Origin of the sequence: Micromonospora sp. HM5-17, from assembly GCF_003762835.1 — a bacterium.
Taxonomy (GTDB): domain Bacteria; phylum Actinomycetota; class Actinomycetes; order Mycobacteriales; family Micromonosporaceae; genus Plantactinospora.
Window position 1 is genome coordinate 69,810 of record NZ_RJWA01000001.1, and the last position, 17,845, is coordinate 87,654.

Genomic DNA, 17,845 nt, shown 5'->3' on the forward strand with positions numbered 1-17,845 from the left:
GCACCCACACCACACCGCGACCAACCCCGCCACCCGGCAGCCGGAGGTGTCGTGAAAGCCGCCCGCGCCCGGCGCCTCGCGCTGTTCACTACCGCGTGGGCGCTGGCGGTGATCGACCTCGCCCTCAAAGCCGGTGCCCGACACGCGCTCACCGAACCGGTCGACCTGCACATCCTGCAACTGAGGCTGGCGTACAACACCGGCGCGGCGTTCAGCCTCGGCGACGCGTTACCCACCGGCACCGTCCTCGCCGCCACCGGCATCATCACCGTGGCCATGGCCGCGTACGGGTGGCGCGCCGCGCCCACCGCCAACCGGGGACAGCGGCTGGCCGGCGCCGCCGTGCTCGGCGGCGCCGCCGGCAACGTCATCGACCGCGCCACCTACGGCGCGGTCACCGACTACCTCCACACTGGCTGGTGGCCCACCTTCAACCTCGCCGACGTCTTCATCGTCTGCGGCGTCGCGCTGCTCCTGCTCACCACCTGGCGGGCATCGTCACGGCCCGTACACCGGCAAGCGGAAGCGGTTTCCGAACAAGGCCAGCAACGGCCTCGGGTCGATACATGAGGTGAGGCTCGATGGCTACCGCCGCCCTGCTGCTGTTCGCGGCCTTCGTCCCCGCCGTCGCCGTGCGCACCCGACAACACCCACTACCTGGCCCGTGTCGGCCGCTTCGTTCCCGGCATCGGCCACACCCGCGCCTGCGCCCCACACCCGGCATCCGGAACGGTTCCGGTAGGTCGGTCCCGCCACCACGTCGCATCAGTCTTGGAGCACGTCATCGTGAACATCGTCCAGGCCGTCATCCTCGGGGTCGTGGAGGGCCTCACCGAGTTCCTGCCCGTCTCCTCCACCGGGCACCTGACCATCACCGAAAAGCTGCTCGGCCTGCGTGTCGATGACGCCGGCGTCACCGCGTTCACCGCGATCATCCAGGTCGGCGCGATCGCCGCCGTGTTCGTCTACTTCCACTCCGATATCGCCCGGCTGGTCACCGGCTGGTGTCGTGGCCTGGGCACGCCTGCCGCCCGTAGCAAACAGGAGTGGCGGTTCGGCTGGTACATCATCGCCGGGTCCATCCCGATCGGGGTGGTCGGGCTCGCCGGCAAGCACCTCGTCGAAGCAGCCCGCAGCCTGTGGTTCGTCGCCGCTGCCCTGATCGGATGGAGCGCGGTGATGGCGTTCGCGGAACACCGCGCAACCCACCGCCGCGGCGAGGCCGACATGCGGCTGCCTGACGTGCTCTGGATCGGCATCGCCCAATGCGCCGCGCTCATCCCCGGCGTCTCCCGCTCCGGGGCCACCATCAGCGCCGGGCTCATGCGCGACCTCGACCGCGTCACCGCCACCCGCCTGTCGTTCTTCCTCGCCATCCCGGCCATGACCGCCGCCGGCGGCTTCGAAGCCATCGACGCCGCCAGCGCGATCAGCCACAGCGTGGGGTGGACCGCCACCACCATCGCCACGACCGTCGCGTTTGCCACCGCCTACGCCTCCATCGCCTGGCTGCTCAAGTTCGTCACCCATCACAAGATCAGCGTGTTCATCTGGTACCGCATCGGCGCGGGCGTACTACTCACCGCTGCCCTCACCAGCGGCCTGATAAGCGCCACCTGACCACCCATCCCAAGGACTCGTGCTCGCCGGCCTGGGCCTCAACGCTGCACTCGGCTGGTGGTGGGCCGACCCCGCAGTCGCTCTCGCCGTCGCCGCGCTTGGCCGCCCACTCCGGCCGCGAAGCCTGGCCGGAAGCACACCACCATCACTGATGCGCTTCCCGACCGGAACTGCCCTTGGTGGTCGCCGTCAGTTCATGCCGACGCCGGTGAGGTCAGGAACATACAACGCGTTGAATGGCGGCCAGGGCAGGTTACGCAGCACCGTCGTGTACACGAGGAAGAAGACGCCATAACCCACCCACACCCACCAGGGAAGCCGCAGCACTGGCAACCGCCGCCCGAACGCCGTCGCAGCCGTCCACCACACCAGCCCATACAAAGCCACCGGCGCCCCGACCAGCGCCGGCAAATGGTGCTGGGCAGCCTGAAGAAGGTCACCATGCAGGGCGTACCAGACCATCCGGGTGCCACCACAGCCCGGCCCGTCGATACCGAAGGCGGCGTGCCACGCGCATGGACCGGTCGGGTCCGCGACGCGGTCGGTGGGGTTGAACCGCAGCACGAACGCGATCGCGCCGGCCAGCACCGCCCACACGCTCAACGAAGCGAGGCGCCGGCACCAGCCCCAGGCACCGGTGTACCGAGACGTGACGTGCGGCGCCGGGGCGGTGGTCATCGCTCACTCTCCAAAGGTTCGTAGCCACCACCCCGTACGCCAGGCCCGGCCGAGCGGGGATACGGTCAGCTGTGGCGGGGCTCCTGCATCCGCAGGAACGTACCGTGCCAGGTGTGATACCACACCGCACCGTTGTAGGCGTTGACCGACATCATGCCGACGACCTGGTCGCCGCGCAGGGTGTGGAAGGTGTAGTAGCCGGGGAACGCGACAGGGTCCGCGGCCTTTAGACCTGCGCGGTTCTGCTTCAGCCACCGGTCGGCGACGACCTGCGCCCGCTCCGCACTGACCGCGGGTGCGGCCTGCTGCTGGCGGTCGGGCATCATCCCGTAGCTGGTGTTCCACATCATCGCCGGCCCGTGCTCCAACTGCACCGCGCCGCTGGCCGGGTCAACGAGAACCTCGGTGGCGCCCTCGCCAGACGGGTCGAGCAGCACCGCGTAGAAGCCGTTGCTGAACTGCATCACCTCACCCACACGCAGCCCCCGCCCCCAGCCGTCGGCGAACCGCTGCGCCGCCCGCCGGGCACCGTTCATGTCGCGTACCGGCCTTGCCCCCGACGCGCCAGGCATCATCCCGCCAGGACCCATCGGCATGTGGTAGCCGCCCGCCCGGCCCGGCGGCACCGTCGTACTGCCGGTCCCGGCGGCGGCGAACGCCCACGTAACCGACGAGAGGAGCGCGATCACCGCGAGCACCAACACGATCAGCGGCACCCGCCGGCCACCGGACCCGCGATTCATCTCGGCCCCCGCGCCTCCTGGGTCAGGGTCGCCCGCGCCTGCCGGTAGGCATCAGCATCCATCTCTCCGCGGGCGAACCGCTGGTCGAGGACATCCAACGCGCTGTCTCCGCGTTGCCGGCGTAACCATCGCTCACCCCGCTCGCCGGTCAACCGCCACACCGCCCACACGATCAGGGCGATCAGCGCGATCCAAAACAGGGTCATCAGTAGCCAACCGGCACCCATACCCCACATGCCCCAGCCACATCCGGGCATCATGACGAACCCTCCCCTCAGGCGTGGCCACCCTGGGCGAAGTATCCAAAGCCCCTGGGTGACCTCGGGTTCTCCCATCCATCATCACGCCACGCTCGACCCGGCCGCCGGTGATGTAGCCACCAGGGGACGCCACCGGACACGACCGAACAGGCCGTACGCCTAATTTCGGACCAACTGCGTATCAGCCCAGCACCTACGTGGTCGAAGCGGCGGGCAGCTGGTGCCGTGCCCGGCCAGTGGCGCGCAACTCGCGCAGGTCGGGGATGTGGTTGTACAGGGTGCCGGGGCTGACACCGAGCAGTCGGGCGATGGCGGTGATGCTGGCCTCGGGGTTGGGCAGCATGTCGCGGGCCGCGCGGATGACCTCGGGTGTGACGACGGTGGGGCGTCCGCCGACGCGGCCGCGGGCGCGGGCAGCGGCCAGACCCTCACGGGTGCCGGAGACGATGAGCTCGCGGATGAACTCGGCCAGGGCGGCGAACACGTGGAACACCAACCTGCCGCCGGGGGTGGTGGTGTCGAGGTTCTCGTGCAGCGAGGTGAACCCGACGCCACGGGTGCGTAGGTCGGCGACCGTGTTGATCAGATCCTGAAGCGACCGGGAGAGCCGGTCCAGCGCCGGGACCACGAGGGTGTCACCGGCCTGCATGAACTCCAGGCACGCCGCGAGCTCGGGTCGGTCGGTGTCCCGGCCTGACTGCTTCTCGGCGAAGATCCGCCGACAGCCCGCAGCGCGCAGAGCGTCGATCTGACGTTCGAGGTTCTGCCCGTCGGTGGAGACGCGGGCGTACCCGATTCGGATATCGGTCGCCACCGCCGGCGAGGGGGCGAGCAGTTCGGACGGTTCCAGCGTGGCGGTCACGGCCGTGATGTTCTCAGAAAACGGCCCCAGTGTGGTTGTTGAACACACCGGTTGTTGAAGGAGTTTTTGAAGCCGATCCGGTTGCCGTCGAGGTTCGCCAGGGTGGCCTTCAAGAAACGATCGTTTGTTGAAGGCCGGCCGTGAGGTGCGCCGCCCGGCGTGGGTTGTCGTTGATCCAGGCGTGGCCCTCCGCCCACCCGCCGAAGGTTTGGCTGACCTGACCGAGGCGCAGCGCGATGAAGCGCTGCGCCGGTGGCGCGTGCTGCGGCCGGTCGTCGAGGACGGCGTACCGCTGACCGCCGCCGCAACGACCGCGGGGGTGCCGGAACGTACGGCCCGGCGGTGGCTCGCCCGGTACCGGGCCGCGGGCTTGGTCGGGCTGGCTTGCCCGATCCGGGCTGATCGTGGTCGGCGGCGGCTGCCGGCCGACCTTGCCGCTTTGGTTGAGGGTCTGGCGTTGCGCCGGCCGGCGCCATCCGTCGCACATGTGCACCGCCAGGTCGTCGACGTCGCGCAACGGCACGGCTGGCCGGTGCCGTCGTACGCCACGGTGTACGCGATCGTCCGCGGAATCGACCCAGCGCTGGTCACGCTCGCTCACGACGGAGTCAAGCGGTACCGGGAGGTGTTCGACCTGGTGTACCGGCGGGAGGCGACCGGCCCGAATGAGGTGTGGCAGGCCGACCACACCCACCTGGATCTGTGGGTGGTCACGCCGTCCGGGAAGCCGGCCCGGCCGTGGCTGACGCTCATCGAGGACGACTACTCCCGTGCGGTGTGCGGGTACGCGGTCAACCTCGGAGCACCTTCGGCGTTGCAGACCGCGCTCGCGCTGCGGCAGGCGATCTGGCGTAAGACCGAACCGGGCTGGCACGTGTGCGGCATCCCCGCCGTCTTCTACACCGACCACGGTTCGGACTTCACCTCTCGGCACTTGGAGCAGGTCGCGGCCGATCTGAAGATCCGGCTGGTCTTCTCATTGCCCGGTCAGCCACGCGGCCGCGGGAAGATCGAACGCGCGATCAAAACCGTCCAGCAGATGTGCCTACCCACGCTTCCCGGCTACGCGCCACGCGGCACCAAAGACCGCGCCGGGCAAGCTCGGCTGTCGCTGGCCGAGCTGGACGCGGCGATCGGCACCTTCCTGATCGAGGTGTACCAGCAGCGGGTGCACTCCGAGACCCGGCAGCCACCGCAAGCACGGTGGGAGGCCGGCGGGTTCCTTCCGCACATGCCCGAGTCGGCCGAACAGCTTGATCTGTTGCTGCTCACCGTTGCCAAGCCTCGGAAGGTCCACCCGGACGGGGTGCACTTCCAGGGCCTGCGCTACCTCGACACGACGACGCTGGCCGCGTACGTGGGTGAGCCGGTCGTCATCCGCTACGACCCGCGCGACCTCGCCGAGATCCGCGTCTACCACCGCGACCGGTACCTGTGCCGGGCCGTTTGCCCAGACCTGGCCGACCGGACCGTCAGCCTCAAGGAACTCACCGCGGCCCGCAACGCCCGCCGCCGCGACCTGGCCCACCAGCTGAAGGACCGCGCGTCGGTGGTCGATCGGCTCGTCGCGGTGCACCAGCCCGCGCCCGCACCGGTTCCACCGGCCGATCCCGCACCCGAGCCACCGGCCGGACCACGGCTCAAGCGGTACCGGGAGGAGTAGGCCGTGGACACAGACGAAGACGATGAACGGCGCCGACGACAGGAGGCAGCCCTCGATGACCCCGTCACCGAGGACGAGCCGCTACCCCCGGCATGCCGGCCGGAGATCACGCCGTTCGTGGTCACCAAGGAACACCGAAGGTTCGTCGAATTCTGCGACGCGGTACGTCGCCACGCCTACATCGGCATGTGCTACGGCCCGCCTGGCGTCGGCAAAACCGAATCCGGACGCCAGTACGCGGCCTGGGACGTCGTCGGTCACTACCTCGACCACGACCGGTACTGGCACACCAAGATCCCACCGCCCGAACTGCTGGACCGACGCACCGTCGTCTACACCCCCGGCGTCACCACAACCCCCAAAGTGGTCGGCGAACACGTCCGCGACCTCACCAACGCGCTGAGCCTGTCCGTGCAGCACCACACCGAACCCGACGCCGATGTACGCCACGACCAGCCGCAGTACGCCGAGCTGGTCATCGTCGACGAAGCCGACCGGCTCAAGACCACCGCCCTGGAAGTGCTCCGCGACTTCTACGACCGCACCCGCGTCGGCGTGGTCCTCATCGGCATGCCAGGCATCGAAAAGCGCCTCGCCCGCTACCCGCAGCTGTACTCCCGCGTCGGCTTCGTCCACCACTACCGCACCATGTCCGCCGACGAGCAAGCGTTCGTCCTCAACAAACACTGGCCCGAGCTGGGCCTGACCGACCCCGACGACTTCACCACCACCGAAGCCCTCGCCGCCATCACCCGCATCACCAGCGGCAACTTCCGCCTTACCTACCGGCTCGTCGCGCAGATCCAGCGCATCCTCGACATCAACCAGCTCAACACCGTGACCAAAGAAGTCGTCGACACCGCCCGCGAATCCCTGGTCATCGGCACCTAGCCCTGCGAGCGGTACGGCCATCTACCGGCGAAGATCTCCGGCCATCAAGCCCTGAAGGTCACATCATCGGCAGGTCATCAACGCGATCTGCTGGGTGAAACGCACCGGCTCGCCGTGGCGGGACCTGCCCGAACGGTACGGGTCATGGAAGACCGCTCACGGGCGGTTCAGCCGGTGGGCGGCGGACGGGACGTGGGCCCGGTTGAAGGCCCACGTCATCGCTCTCGCCGAACTCGATGACGGCATCGACTGGAACGCCCAGGTCGACGCCACCATCGTGCGGACCCACCAGCACGCCGCCGGTGCCCGTAAAGGGGGCTGACCCGCGAGCAGTCACGGGCAGCACAGGCCATCGGCCGCTCCCGGGGTGGTCTCACCACGAAGATCCACACTCTGGCCGACGGGCGTGGCCGTTCCCTGGCCACCCGGATCACCCCTGGTCAGGCAGCCGACACCCGCCAGTTGATCCCCCTGCTGGAGCAGATCCGGGTGCCCCGCCCCGGCGGTGTGGGCCGCCCGCGTAAGCGGCCCGACTCGCTCACCGGCGACAAGGCGTACTCCTCTCGCGCGAACCGGACCGCACTGCGGGACAACGGCATCACCACGGTCATCCCCGAGCCCAACGACCAGATCGCCAACCGGAAGCGGCGGGGACGACGTGGCGGCCGGCCACCGACGTTCGACCCGGTCGCCTACCGGCGCCGCAACCAGGTCGAACGTGGCTTCAGCCGGCGCAAACACTGGCGAGGACTCGCCACCCGCTACGACAAACTCGCCGCCAACTTCCAGGCCACCCTCGACCTGGTCGAAACCCTCGACTGGCTACGCGCCGTCCCCGACAACCAAGATCCGCGAGACAGAACCTAGTCGCTAGCTACTTCGACCTGAAGAAGTGGGTTCGGGCCGTGGTCGATCGTGTGTGGTGCAGGCCAGAGTGGTGCAGGGATCGGTTGCCGGGCCCGGAGTTCAGGCGTTGGCGGCGGCGAGGGCGGTGATTTTGGTGAGGTTGTGGGCCAGGACGCCGTATCCGCACCAGGTCCGGGCGCCGGTCAGCCCGTCGAGTCGGGTGCGGTCCCAGTCGAAGCGGTGCTTGAGGTGGCTAATGCGTCCTTCGCAGCCGGTTCGCCATTTGACGAGGCGGCGGAAGCCGGGGTGTCGTTCGTGAGTTTGGCGGGCGCTGCCGGGTCTGCCTTTGCGGGGTATGGCAACGGTTCTCACGCCGGCATCGTGTAGGTCGTCTTCGACGCCGGCTTCGCCGTAGCCGCGGTCCGCGGCCACCGCGCGTGGTGGTTGGCCGGTCCGGGCGGTGATCCGTTCGATCGCGGGTGCCAACTGCGGGGCGTCGGGCGGGTTGCCCTTCTCGACCGTGTGGTCGAGCACGACGCCGTCGACGTTGTCGACGATCTGCGCCTTGTAGCCGAACTCGATCGGTTTACTGAGGCGTCCCTTGGCGATCGGGCGGGCGTCGGGGTCATGCAGGCTCACGAGGCGCGTGGCGGAGTCGGGCTTGCCGCCGGCCAGACGGATCCGGGTCTGGGTGATCACCTGGTTGGTGCGTTCGATCGTGACAGCGAGTTCGTTGACGGCCCGGCGCAGCCGCCCCCTCGCCCGGCCGGTTACCCGGTTCAGGGCGCGGCGGGCGTTACGCAGCACCGCCTGCGCGTCGGTGCAGGTCTGTCGGGCCAGGCTGGCCAGTTCTCCGGTTATCCGGGCCACCGTGGCCTGCGCCTCCTTCTGGGCCTGCGCGCCACGTAGCCGCAGATGCGCCGCGATCGAGCGGACCCGCCGCCCGGCCGCCCGTGTGCGCTGGCGAAACGGTGTCCGCGTCGCGCCGCCGACGGCCCTGATCCGTACGACGAGGCGGGACATCCGGCCCACCGCGCGGGCCAGCAGCCCGGTGTCGGTGGGGTAGTCAACGTTGGCCGACACCACGGTGGTGTCGGCCCGCACTTTTCCCGTCTTCACCAACCTCGCCTCGCACGCCTTGGCAAGCATCTCTTCGTTGAGCGCGGCGATCGCCTGCTCACCGCACCGGGTCGTGATCTTCATCAGCGTGGTCGGGTGCGGCAACCGGGCATCGACGTCGATCTGGCAGAACCGCCGCCACGAGATCGAGTCCGACACCTCAGCACACAACGACTCGTATCCCAGCCGATAGCGGTGCTTGAGGAACATCAACCGCAGGTACGTCTCCACCGGCAGGCTTGGCCGGCCGATCCGCGCGTCGAAGAACGGCACGAACGGGGCGAAGAACCGCTCGTCGTCCAACCAGGCGTCCACCCGCTCCAACTCGGCCGGCAGCCGCAGACAGACCTCCGGCAGCACCGACTCCCACAGCGACGGCTGAACGTTCCGGGTACGAAGCATCACGGATCCCCTTGCGGCGCACCAACTCCTCATACTGACCAACGACGATGAGGCTGGTCAGCGACGCCGCAACCAGCCCCATCGATCTACTTTTTCAGGTCGAAGTAGCTAGTGTCCCGTGATTCTGATGGGTTTACTTGGCGTTGTTGTCGACGAGTTGCTTGACGGTGGTCTGTACAAGTTGGACTTTGGCCAAGATCTCCTCTGCGGTGGCGGTCCATTGGAACGGGCGGGGGTTGGCGTTCCAGGTGGTGATGTAGTCGCGGATGGACCGGATCAGGACCTGCACAGAGGAAAACGTGCCGCGGCGGATCGCCTGCTGGGTGATGATGCCGAACCAGGTCTCGATCTGGTTCATCCAACTGGAGCCGGTCGGGGTGAAGTGGAAGTGCACGTGCGGGTTCTTGTCCAGCCAGGCCAGCACGTCGGGGGTCGTGTGGGTGCACAGATTGTCCAGCACCACGTGAACGTCATGGCCGCGGTGCGGGGCCACGGCCTTCTTGAGGAAGGCCAGGAACGCCGCGCCGTTGCGGGACGGGCGGCATTCGCCGATGATCTCGCCGGTAGCGACGTTCAGGGCGGCGAACAGGTTCGTGGTCCCGTGCCGGACGTAGTCGTGGGTGCGTTTCTCGGTGGCGGCGAACTCGATCGGCAGCAGCGGCTGGGTCCGGTCCAACGCCTGGATCTGGGTTTTCTCGTCAAGGCTGAGAACGACCGCGCCGCCGGGCGGGTCCAGGTAGAGCCCGACGATATCGGTGACCTTGGCCGCGAACGCCGGATCCTTGGACAGCTTGAACGTGCCGGACCGGTGCGGTTTGAGACCGTGTTCGCGCCACAGGTTGGCCACCCAGTGGTGCGAGACCGGCACCCGCTCGGTCCGGGTGATGTAGGCGGCCATCTCACGGCTGGACCAGTGCGACAGGCCGGTATCGGTCGGCGGACTCATCCGGGTCAACGCCAGAACCCGCGCCCTGATCCGGGCCGGGACCTGTTCCCGCGGCCCGCCGGGCCGCCGGCTGAACAGGCCAGCGGCGCCGTCGGCGGCGTACCGGCCCAGCCACAGGTCCACCGTCGGACGCGACACCCCAGCCAAGGCCGCGATGTCCTTCTTCAGCCGGCCTTCGGCGTGCCACAACACGATCCGCGCCCGCGTCCCGACCGCCGCCGACACCTCACCACTGTTGACCAGCGCCCGAAGCTCGACCCGCTCGTCCGATGTCAACTCCACAAAGACAGCGAACCACAACCACATCACGTAAAGACAACAGCATCACGAGACACTAGGCAGGCCGCCCCGACAGGGCTACAACCCGAAGTAGCGCCATAGAGCCGCTATTGTAGCTCGAAGGGTTGAGCCGGCGTTGACAGGATGCCGGCCGCAGTGGAAGCCATCTCAGGTCCTGAGGGTCTCAGGATGCGGGGCATCGGATCGCCCCGTCTCGGTCGGGAACGTAGGTCCGGCCGATGGTTCGGAAAGTTCGTGGTGTGCCGGTTGAAGTCGGGGTTTGACCTGGTTATCGGACGGCCGCATGGCGACGCGTTCGTTCTGCGGTCAGGCCACTCGCCTGAAGCCCGCGAGGGGCATGTATTCGATGCTCGCAACCTTCACCGGCTGACCAGCCCGGGAAGCGTGCACCAGCTTGCCGTTGCCGAGGTAAATTCCGACGTGGTGCAGGTCTTCGAAGAAGAAGACCAAGTCTCCAGCTCGCGCCTCAGCTCGGCTGACCGATCTCGTCTCCTTCCACTGGTCGCCGGTGAAATGGGTGAGATGGATCCCCGCGGCTTTCCAGGCGTACTGGGTGAGTCCGGAGCAGTCGAACGAGTTCGGCCCCACAGCTCCCCACACGTACGGGTCACCCAACTGCTCGCAAGCCGTACGCACGGCGATGGCGGCCTTGCCGGTCACCGTGACCGGCGGACATTCTCCCACGTCGATGGTGAACGTCCCTCCGGCGGTCTCCCTCAGCCTCTCCAGGCGCTTAATCTCACTGTCAATCTTTTTCTTCTTGCCTGCGAGTTCGGCGTCCTGACGCGCCTGCTGGCTGATCAGGGTGTCAAGCTTCGCCTTCTCCTCGTCGTATTTGCTCTTGACCGCGAATACGTCCGCGATCTGCTCGTGCTCCTGTCCCGCCAGATAGTTGAGCATGGTGAGACGTTCAGTCAGCGTTGCACGGTCGTCGCCGCTGACCAATGCGGCGGCTTCCGCTACCGGACCGAGCTTGTAGTTCTTGGCAGCTAGCCCACCGATCCGGTCGAGCGCACCATCGACCTGCTGGGCAAGCGGCTTGATCTTGCGTTCCAGCTCGGCCGCCTTCTTGCGGTTCTTGACGAGCCCGTTGTGTACCTTGTTGTACTGCTCGATAACGGGCTCAAGCTGTTCCCACTGCTTATCGAGCTGGGCTTCGATCTCCTCGGGCGAGGGAGTCGCATGTGCCTGGACCGCAGGCGTGAGGCCGACACATATCGCGACCGCCACGAGGATGACCCCACGTAGCGTCCGGCGACCCGAACTGCGACGGTGAGGATGCGTTTGGCGTGGTGAAGAGGGCTGGGCTGTCACATCCGCCACCACCGGCACCGACTCCTTTGTGGTCGACCCCTGGGCCGCTTCGCAACGAGAGGACGGCGAAGACCGACGGACCTCAGGGTCGATGCCCCACCATAGGGAATCCCCCTGCGTGGGGCAAGCCAGCCTTGGATCCCCTGGACGGCGCAGAAAGTGGCGCTGTGCCGATTCTCGGCAGTACGGTCCCGCTGACCCCGGTAAGGATGATCGCCTACCCGTTCGAGGTGGCCACGATCGTGGCCCTGCATTCCTTCAACCCCCGTCACGCCCATGGCTTTGCGAGGGCCCATCATGACCAGCGAGCAGGGTCTGACCATCCAGGCCACCAGGGTGGTGTTCGGTAACGGTCGCGCGCCTTCACCTCGCGGTGCGGCCCGGCCCGCCGAGCCGATCGACGAGGTGGAGAGCGGCGCAAGCGTCCGGCCGCACCGCTCTCCGCTGCCAAGCGGGATTCACGTGCGGACACAATCTCCCTTTTCAACATTTTAGTCTGGTCTGGGTGATTGACTGCGAGTTGTGTGTGAAAGGGGGATTCGACCCGGGGACGCCGGCACGGGCTCGTCGCCTGCGGTGTGTGGAGCCTGGTCGGTTGCCGGGCCACCCGGCACAGACGGCGACCCCGATCAGGTCGTCGGTGGCAAGCATCGCGGCCGGCCGTGTTCGTCGCCGCAACGGGTGCGGTCGGGTCTCGGCTGCCGCGGCGTATCGGGGGATGTGTGGTGACGGCGCTGCTCGCGCTGCTGGCGCTGGTAATGCTGGTGGTGGGCGGTGCCTACGGTGCGACGCGGTTGGTGGCGTTGGCTCCCCGTGCGCTGACCGCGACGTCGTTCACCGGCGGTATTGCGCCGGTCGAGCATGCGGTCAGCCGCTTCCATGTGCGTTGGTATCCGGTGGCGATGCTGTTCCTCGCCTTCGACATGGAAATGGTCTTCATGTATCCGTGGACTCGGGTCATCTCGATCATGGGCGTGAGTGCGGTGGTGGAGATGTTCACGTTTCTGGCGGTGTTACTCGCCGGGGTGGCGTATGCGTGGCGTGAGGGCGGGTTGCGGTGGGCCTGATCGGCGGGCTGCTGCGGCTGGCCGCGACACGCCCTCGTGTCCTGGTCGTGCCGATGCCGGGCGCGACTGCGGTCCGCTTGGCCGTGGAGGGTGAGTTGCGTCGGCGCGGCTGGCCGACCGCGGCAGTGCCGGCCGAGGCTGGAGTGTTGCTCGTGGCGGGCGAGGAGGTGCCAGGTTTCGCCGAGTTGTTGGACGAGGCGGAGCGGGGCATGGTCCCACCGGCGTGCTGTGTGCGGGCCCGCCGGCCGGGTGAGGCGGTCGAAGCGCTCGACGAGGCCCGTCGGCACCTGGCGAACCTGGATGTCCAGCGCAGCGCCGCGCATGCCCGCGCCGATGCGCGGCGCGGCGGCCCTCAGGATCGCGGCGTACAGCCGGCGGGTGGGTCCGGCGCCACCGGCGGGCAGGACCGGCCACACGGCGAGCCTCACCAGGGGCACGGTGAGCGCGGCGCGCACGACCCTGAGCAGGGCGGCGACCAGAATCAGCCAGCGGAGGACGCCGGCCACCACGTGCACGCGCAGCACGGCGGTACGGCGCACGGCCACGCCCGGCCGCCCGCGCAGCGCGGTGGTCACGATGGTCACGGCATGCACGGCATGGGCGGTATGGGGATGCCGGCGGGATTGCCGATGGCCCGGCGGGGCGAGGATCGCGACGGGCTGCGGTTGGACCGGCTGCGGCTGCCGTTGGGCCCCATCCTCGCTGACTGGCCGGCGGGATTGCTGCTGCGGCTGACCGTGCAGGGTGACGTCGTCCAGCGGGCGGACGTGGAGACGGTGACCGGCTGCGGCGGGGAGGGCGGGTCGTGGTGGACGGTGCCGTGGTCGCGGGCCCGGTCGGGTGAACCGGTCACCGTCGGCGAGGCGGTCCGGCGGCGTGCCGCTGCCCAACTGGACAGCCTGGGTCGATTCTTGGCCGTGGCGGGCTGGGCTGACGCGGCCACCACGGCGCGGTGGCTTCGCGACGACCTGATCGCCGGCACGCCGCAAGAGGTGATGCGCCGACGGGTCGGCCGGTTCGCCCATCGCGTGGGACGTTCGTGGACACTGCGGTGGCTGACCCGAGGACTGGGCAGGCTGGACGCCGATACGGCCGCCGGCGCGGGGGTGACCGGGCCGGCGTGGCGGGCCGGCGGTGACGTGACGGACCGGTACCGGCAGTGGCTGGCCGACGTCATCGAGGATGTCGCCGGTCTCGACGACGGATCGCCGCTTGACCCGACCAGTGCCGAGGGCCCGCGCGGGCGCCTCGACGGACGACGGCCACCGTCGGCTGCCCTGGTCGACGTGCTGCCGGGGTTGCTGGCCGGTGCCGAACTCGCCGGGGCCCGGCTCATCGTGGCCAGCCTCGACCCGGACGTGGATGAACTCATCCCGCAACCTATCGGGTCGGCAGGTGGTTAACCCGGCGCCGCTGTGGTCGGTGCTGCTCGCCCCGGCGGCGCTGGCCGGGTTGGCGGTGGCCGCCGTGACGGGAGACGCACTGCTGGCCGGCCGCGCGGCCGGTCGCCGGTTCGCCGTCGGCATGGCGGTGACGCCGCTGGCCGAGGCGGCGCGGTTACTCGTCGCCCCGCCACGCACCACGGTGGCCCCGGACCGGCTGCTGTTGCGGTTGGGCGTGGCGGGCGTGGCGGTAGCGGCGGTCTTGGCGGTGGCGGTGGTGCCGCTCGGGGACCGGGTGGTGGTTGATCTCGACGTGGGGGTGGTGTGGTTCAACGCGATGGAGGTGGTGACGTGGGCGGCGGTGTGGCTGGTCGGGTGGGGGCCGAACGCGTTGTTTCCGCTGGTCGGTGGGTACCGGTTCGTGGCGCAGGGCTTGGCCTACCAGTTGCCGTTCATGCTCGCGTTGATCACCGCCGCGACTGGTGCGCAGTCGCTGCGGGTCGCGGACATCGTGGCCGCGCAACGGCAGCTGTGGTTCGTGGTGTGGATGCCGGTGGCGTTTCTGGTGTATCTGGCCGGGGTACTGGCGTTCAGCTTTCTTGGTCCGTTCGATTACCCGGCGGGCCGGGATATCGCCGGTGGGGTGCTGGCCGAGACGGGCGGCGTGGACCGGCTGATGCTGCTGGCCGGCAGGTGGCTGCTGTTGACCGCCGGGGCGGCGATGGCCGTGCCGCTGTTCCTCGGCGGGGGTCTCGGCCCGTTGCTGCCGGCGTGGGTGTGGTCGCTGGTCAAGACGGTCGCGGTGCTGGCCGTACTGGTGTACCTGCGGCGGCGGTTGCCGACGATACGCGCCGACCGCTATGTCGAGCTGGCGTGGGTCGTCCTGATCCCGGTAGCTGTGGCGCAGGCGCTGGTTCCCGCGCTCGTCGTACTCGGCCGCGGCTAGGAGCCGGCTGTGGACGTTGTCGTGTTCTGGGTGCTGGCGCTGCTCGCGGTGGCCAGCGGGATCCTGGTCTTCCGGTTGAGCTCGATGGCCCGGGTGACCTACGCGCTGCTGGGCTCGTTCCTGTTCATCGGCGGCGAGTTGATCCTGCTCGGGCTGAACTACCTCGGTGTTGTCGTCATCCTGATGATGGTCATGGAGATGGTCATCATGGCCGTTTTCATGATCGCGTACATGATGAACCCGGCCGGTCTGATGCCGATGTCGATGGTGCACAACCGGCGCGGCGCCTTGGCGATCAGTGGGGTCGTGTTTGCCGCCCTCGCCGCCGGCATCGCGGCCGTCCCACTGCCGGCGCCGGCCGCGACGCGCCCGCCGGATCCGACGCTACAACTGGGCGAGTCGCTGATGGGCGGGCAGATGCTCACCATGATGACGCTAGGTTTTGCCTTGCTCGCGACGATGGTGGCCGCCACGGTGTTGTCCACCGGGCGGGGCCGGTACGACCGGTTCGGTGACGACCTGGAGCGGCGGATCCCGAATGATCCGGTTCCCGGTGGGGTGGGCCGCCGGTGAGTCTGCAATGGTTTCTGCTGCTGGCCGCCGCGTTGTTCTCGATCGGCTTGTACGGCGTCCTGTCGCAGCAGTCCATCGTGATGATCATGATGGGGTTGGAGCTGATGCTCGGCGGGGTCATCGTCGCCGCCGGGGCGTTCTGGCACTTCCTCGCCCCAACTGCCGCAGCCGGTCAGGTGATCGTCGTGGTCGTCGTGGTGGCGATGGCGATGGAGATGGCGATGGGGTTCGCCGTCACGACCGCGATCTTCCGGGCCCGTGAGGTGGACATGACCGACCAGGCGCGGGAGTTGAAGGGATGACGGTCCTGGCCTGGCTGCTGGTCGTGGTGCCGCTGGCCGCAGGAGGGGCGCTGGTCGCCGCCGGCCGTCGGGCCGATCGGGCCGCCCCGGCCGTGGGAGTGGCGGCCGGGATGGTGACGCTGGCCCTCGCCGGTGTCTCCGCGGTTTCGCGGCCGGCCGCGTCGGCACCGCTGTTCACCGGTATCCACGCCGGTCTGCGGGTGGACGGCCTGTCCGCGGTCATGGTCGTGACCGTGGCCGCGGTGACCACCGCTGTGCTGGTGTTCAGCGTCGGGGACAGCGCCCTGGTGTCCGCCCGGTTCTTCGGGCTCATGCTGCTGTTCGCCGCCGCGATGCTGATCACGGTCACCGCCACCACCCTGCCGCTGCTGCTCATGGGGTGGGAGGTCATGAGCGCCACCAGTTGGGCGTTGATCGGCTTCTGGTGGCGGCAGCCACGACGGGTTCGGGCGGCGAACACCGCGTTCCTGAGCACCCGGTCCGCCGATTTGGGCCTGTACCTCGCGGCCGGAGCCGCGCTCGCCGGTGGGGCTGCCTCGCTGCGCCTGGACGTCCTGCCGCATACGGCCGAGCCGTGGCTGACCGTGCTGACCGCAGGGATCGTCGTCGCCGCGCTCGGCAAGTCTGCGCAACTGCCGCTGTCGTTCTGGCTGTCCAGGGCGATGGAGGGCCCGAGTCCGGTCTCGGCGTTGCTGCACGCGGCGACGATGGTCGCCGCCGGGGCGTACCTGCTGCTGCGGCTGCACCCCCTGCTGGCCGCCACCGGTTGGGCTGGGCCTGCGGTGGCGTGGGCAGGTGCGACCACCGCGCTGCTGCTCGGCTTGGTCGCGATCGCCCAGACCGATCTCAAGCAGTTGCTTGCCGCCTCGACCTGCGCACAGGTCGGATTCGTGGTGCTGGCCGCCGGGGCCGGTGGCGTCGCCGGTGGCGTCACCCAGTTGGTGGCGCACGCGGCGACGAAGGCGCTGCTGTTCCTGGCCGCTGGGGTGTGGCTGACCGTCCTGGGCAGTTCCGTGCTGGCCGACCTGCGCGGCGCGGCGCGCGTGCATCGGCTGGTCGGTGTCACGTTCACCGTGGGGATCGCGACCTTGGCTGGTCTGCCACCCCTGTCGCTGTGGGCCGGCAAGGACGAGGTGCTCGCCGCCGCGTTCGCCCGGCAGCCCGTCCTGTACGTGGTGGGGTTCGCCGCCGCGGTGCTCGCCACCGTCTACAGCGGCAAAGCCGCCTGGTACCTGCTGCGCTCAGGCGTGGGTGCCGAGGCCGGCCGCCGGGTAGGGAGCCGTGATGTCTCTGTCACCACCGGCGTCGCTCTCGTTGTGCTCGCCGCGGCAGCGGTGGTCCTGGGTGTGCTGGCCCTGCCCGGTCCGGCCCGCATGTTGCGGCAGACCCTCGGCGTGCTGGGCGAGCCGGCACCCCGAGGTTGGCAACTAGCCGCCTCCGCGGCGGTGGCGATCGTCGCCGCTGTCCTGGCATGGCGGTGGACCGGCACCCGGGTCCCGGTGCCGTCAGTGGTGACCGGCTGGCTGACCCGCTGGCTGGATCTGGAACGCGCCGCCCACCTTCTGGTCGTGCGTCCCACCCTGGCGTTGGCGCGAGCGCTGGCCGCGTTCGATGACCGGATCATCGACAATACGGTGCGCCAGGCGACCCGCGCCGCCGTGCGGCTGGCGCGTGCCGCAGCCCGGGTCGATGATCGGTTGGTCGACGGGGCGGTGCGCCAAGCGACCCGCGGCGGGCTACGGCTCGCCCGTACCGCAGCCCGGGTCGACGACGGCGGGGTCGACGGGGTCGTCACCGCAGTCGCCGCCCAGGCCCGCCGGCTCGGCCGGGCAGCCCGCCGGCCGCAGACCGGAGTGCTGCACCAGTACTACACACAGCTCGTCGTGGCGCTGGCCGCGCTGGCCCTGCTTCTGCTGCTGACCGGGTAGCCG

Annotated in this window: 18 protein-coding genes and 1 pseudogene; 12 read left to right on the top strand and 7 right to left on the bottom strand. The window is 69.2% G+C overall.

Features of this window, described 5'->3' with window-relative positions:
• Positions 1–51 precede the first annotated feature (51 nt).
• Together EF879_RS00345 and EF879_RS00350 are read left to right on the top strand one after the other, a co-directional pair.
• On the top strand, positions 52–570 hold the full coding sequence (locus EF879_RS00345; RefSeq protein ID WP_123553563.1) for a signal peptidase II: 519 nt from the start codon (positions 52–54) through the stop codon (positions 568–570).
• 216 nt (positions 571–786) lie between these two features.
• Complete coding sequence (locus EF879_RS00350; protein ID WP_123555133.1) at positions 787–1,620, top strand: undecaprenyl-diphosphate phosphatase; 834 nt, start codon at positions 787–789, stop codon at positions 1,618–1,620.
• Positions 1,621–1,809: 189 nt separating this feature from the next.
• Here EF879_RS00350 and EF879_RS00355 read toward each other — a convergent pair whose 3' ends face one another.
• The 4 genes from EF879_RS00355 to EF879_RS00370 all read right to left on the bottom strand — a co-directional run bounded on the left by EF879_RS00355 (position 1,810) and on the right by EF879_RS00370 (position 4,163).
• Positions 1,810–2,298, bottom strand: a complete 489-nt coding sequence (locus EF879_RS00355; RefSeq protein ID WP_123553565.1) for a DUF2752 domain-containing protein — start codon at positions 2,296–2,298, stop codon at positions 1,810–1,812.
• Between the two features lie 65 nt (positions 2,299–2,363).
• The gene (locus tag EF879_RS00360; protein ID WP_199736083.1) at positions 2,364–3,041 is read right to left on the bottom strand and encodes a hypothetical protein; all 678 of its coding nucleotides are present in this window, start codon (positions 3,039–3,041) and stop codon (positions 2,364–2,366) included.
• The gene (locus EF879_RS00365; protein WP_199736084.1) at positions 3,038–3,247 is read right to left on the bottom strand and encodes an SHOCT domain-containing protein; all 210 of its coding nucleotides are present in this window, start codon (positions 3,245–3,247) and stop codon (positions 3,038–3,040) included. Before EF879_RS00365 ends, EF879_RS00360 begins: the two co-directional genes overlap by 4 nt.
• Positions 3,248–3,494: 247 nt before the next feature.
• Positions 3,495–4,163 (bottom strand): recombinase family protein, encoded by a 669-nt coding sequence (locus tag EF879_RS00370; RefSeq protein ID WP_123553568.1) that lies wholly within the window; start codon positions 4,161–4,163, stop codon positions 3,495–3,497.
• Between the two features lie 208 nt (positions 4,164–4,371).
• On the opposite strand from EF879_RS00370, the gene EF879_RS00375 reads away from it, so the two are divergent.
• The 4 genes and pseudogenes from EF879_RS00375 to EF879_RS00390 all read left to right on the top strand — a co-directional run bounded on the left by EF879_RS00375 (position 4,372) and on the right by EF879_RS00390 (position 7,584).
• Positions 4,372–5,826 (top strand): Mu transposase C-terminal domain-containing protein, encoded by a 1,455-nt coding sequence (locus tag EF879_RS00375; RefSeq protein WP_123553570.1) that lies wholly within the window; start codon positions 4,372–4,374, stop codon positions 5,824–5,826.
• A 3-nt stretch (positions 5,827–5,829) separates the two neighbouring features.
• Entirely contained in the window at positions 5,830–6,717 is an 888-nt protein-coding gene (locus EF879_RS00380) for an AAA family ATPase (RefSeq protein ID WP_233604131.1), read from the top strand.
• Positions 6,718–6,790: 73 nt separating this feature from the next.
• Positions 6,791–7,039, top strand: a pseudogene (locus EF879_RS00385) (transposase); the annotation flags it as partial.
• A complete protein-coding gene (locus EF879_RS00390) occupies positions 7,036–7,584 on the top strand; it encodes an IS5 family transposase (protein WP_123553574.1) in 549 nt (182 codons plus the stop codon). The pseudogene EF879_RS00385 and the gene EF879_RS00390, both read left to right, overlap by 4 nt.
• Before the next feature lie 99 nt (positions 7,585–7,683).
• Here EF879_RS00390 and EF879_RS00395 read toward each other — a convergent pair whose 3' ends face one another.
• From EF879_RS00395 to EF879_RS00405, 3 genes are all read right to left on the bottom strand, one after another.
• Complete coding sequence (locus EF879_RS00395) at positions 7,684–9,084, bottom strand: ISNCY family transposase (protein WP_123555139.1); 1,401 nt, start codon at positions 9,082–9,084, stop codon at positions 7,684–7,686.
• A gap of 133 nt (positions 9,085–9,217) precedes the next feature.
• A complete protein-coding gene (locus EF879_RS00400) occupies positions 9,218–10,312 on the bottom strand; it encodes an IS630 family transposase (RefSeq protein WP_123553575.1) in 1,095 nt (364 codons plus the stop codon).
• Between the two features lie 324 nt (positions 10,313–10,636).
• A complete protein-coding gene (locus tag EF879_RS00405; protein WP_123555141.1) occupies positions 10,637–11,644 on the bottom strand; it encodes an NlpC/P60 family protein in 1,008 nt (335 codons plus the stop codon).
• A 725-nt stretch (positions 11,645–12,369) separates the two neighbouring features.
• On the opposite strand from EF879_RS00405, the gene EF879_RS00410 reads away from it, so the two are divergent.
• Genes EF879_RS00410 through EF879_RS00435 form a run of 6 tightly spaced genes read left to right on the top strand, consistent with a single transcriptional unit; the run spans position 12,370 to position 17,842 of the window.
• Entirely contained in the window at positions 12,370–12,711 is a 342-nt protein-coding gene (locus EF879_RS00410; RefSeq protein ID WP_233604133.1) for an NADH-quinone oxidoreductase subunit A, read from the top strand.
• Entirely contained in the window at positions 12,702–14,114 is a 1,413-nt protein-coding gene (locus EF879_RS00415) for a hypothetical protein (protein ID WP_123553577.1), read from the top strand. Before EF879_RS00410 ends, EF879_RS00415 begins: the two co-directional genes overlap by 10 nt.
• Positions 14,107–15,039, top strand: a complete 933-nt coding sequence (locus EF879_RS00420; RefSeq protein WP_123553579.1) for an NADH-quinone oxidoreductase subunit H — start codon at positions 14,107–14,109, stop codon at positions 15,037–15,039. Before EF879_RS00415 ends, EF879_RS00420 begins: the two co-directional genes overlap by 8 nt.
• Positions 15,040–15,069: 30 nt before the next feature.
• Positions 15,070–15,612 carry an NADH-quinone oxidoreductase subunit J gene (locus EF879_RS00425; protein WP_233604134.1) on the top strand — a complete coding sequence of 181 codons (543 nt, stop codon included), beginning with the start codon at positions 15,070–15,072 and terminating at the stop codon, positions 15,610–15,612.
• Positions 15,609–15,914, top strand: a complete 306-nt coding sequence (gene nuoK / locus EF879_RS00430; RefSeq protein ID WP_123553583.1) for an NADH-quinone oxidoreductase subunit NuoK — start codon at positions 15,609–15,611, stop codon at positions 15,912–15,914. The genes EF879_RS00425 and nuoK overlap by 4 nt, the downstream gene beginning before the upstream one ends.
• Complete coding sequence (locus tag EF879_RS00435) at positions 15,911–17,842, top strand: proton-conducting transporter membrane subunit (protein WP_123553585.1); 1,932 nt, start codon at positions 15,911–15,913, stop codon at positions 17,840–17,842. Before nuoK ends, EF879_RS00435 begins: the two co-directional genes overlap by 4 nt.
• The last annotated feature ends 3 nt before the right edge of the window (positions 17,843–17,845 follow it).

What these genes read in the sequence shown, in the direction of transcription:
- EF879_RS00365 (WP_199736084.1), bottom strand. Translation starts at nt 3,247, where the DNA reads ATGACCCTGTTTTGGATCGCGCTGATCGCCCTGATCGTGTGGGCGGTG.
- EF879_RS00360 (WP_199736083.1), bottom strand. Translation starts at nt 3,041, where the DNA reads ATGAATCGCGGGTCCGGTGGCCGGCGGGTGCCGCTGATCGTGTTGGTG.
- EF879_RS00395 (WP_123555139.1), bottom strand. Translation starts at nt 9,084, where the DNA reads ATGCTTCGTACCCGGAACGTTCAGCCGTCGCTGTGGGAGTCGGTGCTG.
- EF879_RS00435 (WP_123553585.1), top strand. Translation starts at nt 15,911, where the DNA reads ATGACGGTCCTGGCCTGGCTGCTGGTCGTGGTGCCGCTGGCCGCAGGA.
- EF879_RS00355 (WP_123553565.1), bottom strand. Translation starts at nt 2,298, where the DNA reads ATGACCACCGCCCCGGCGCCGCACGTCACGTCTCGGTACACCGGTGCC.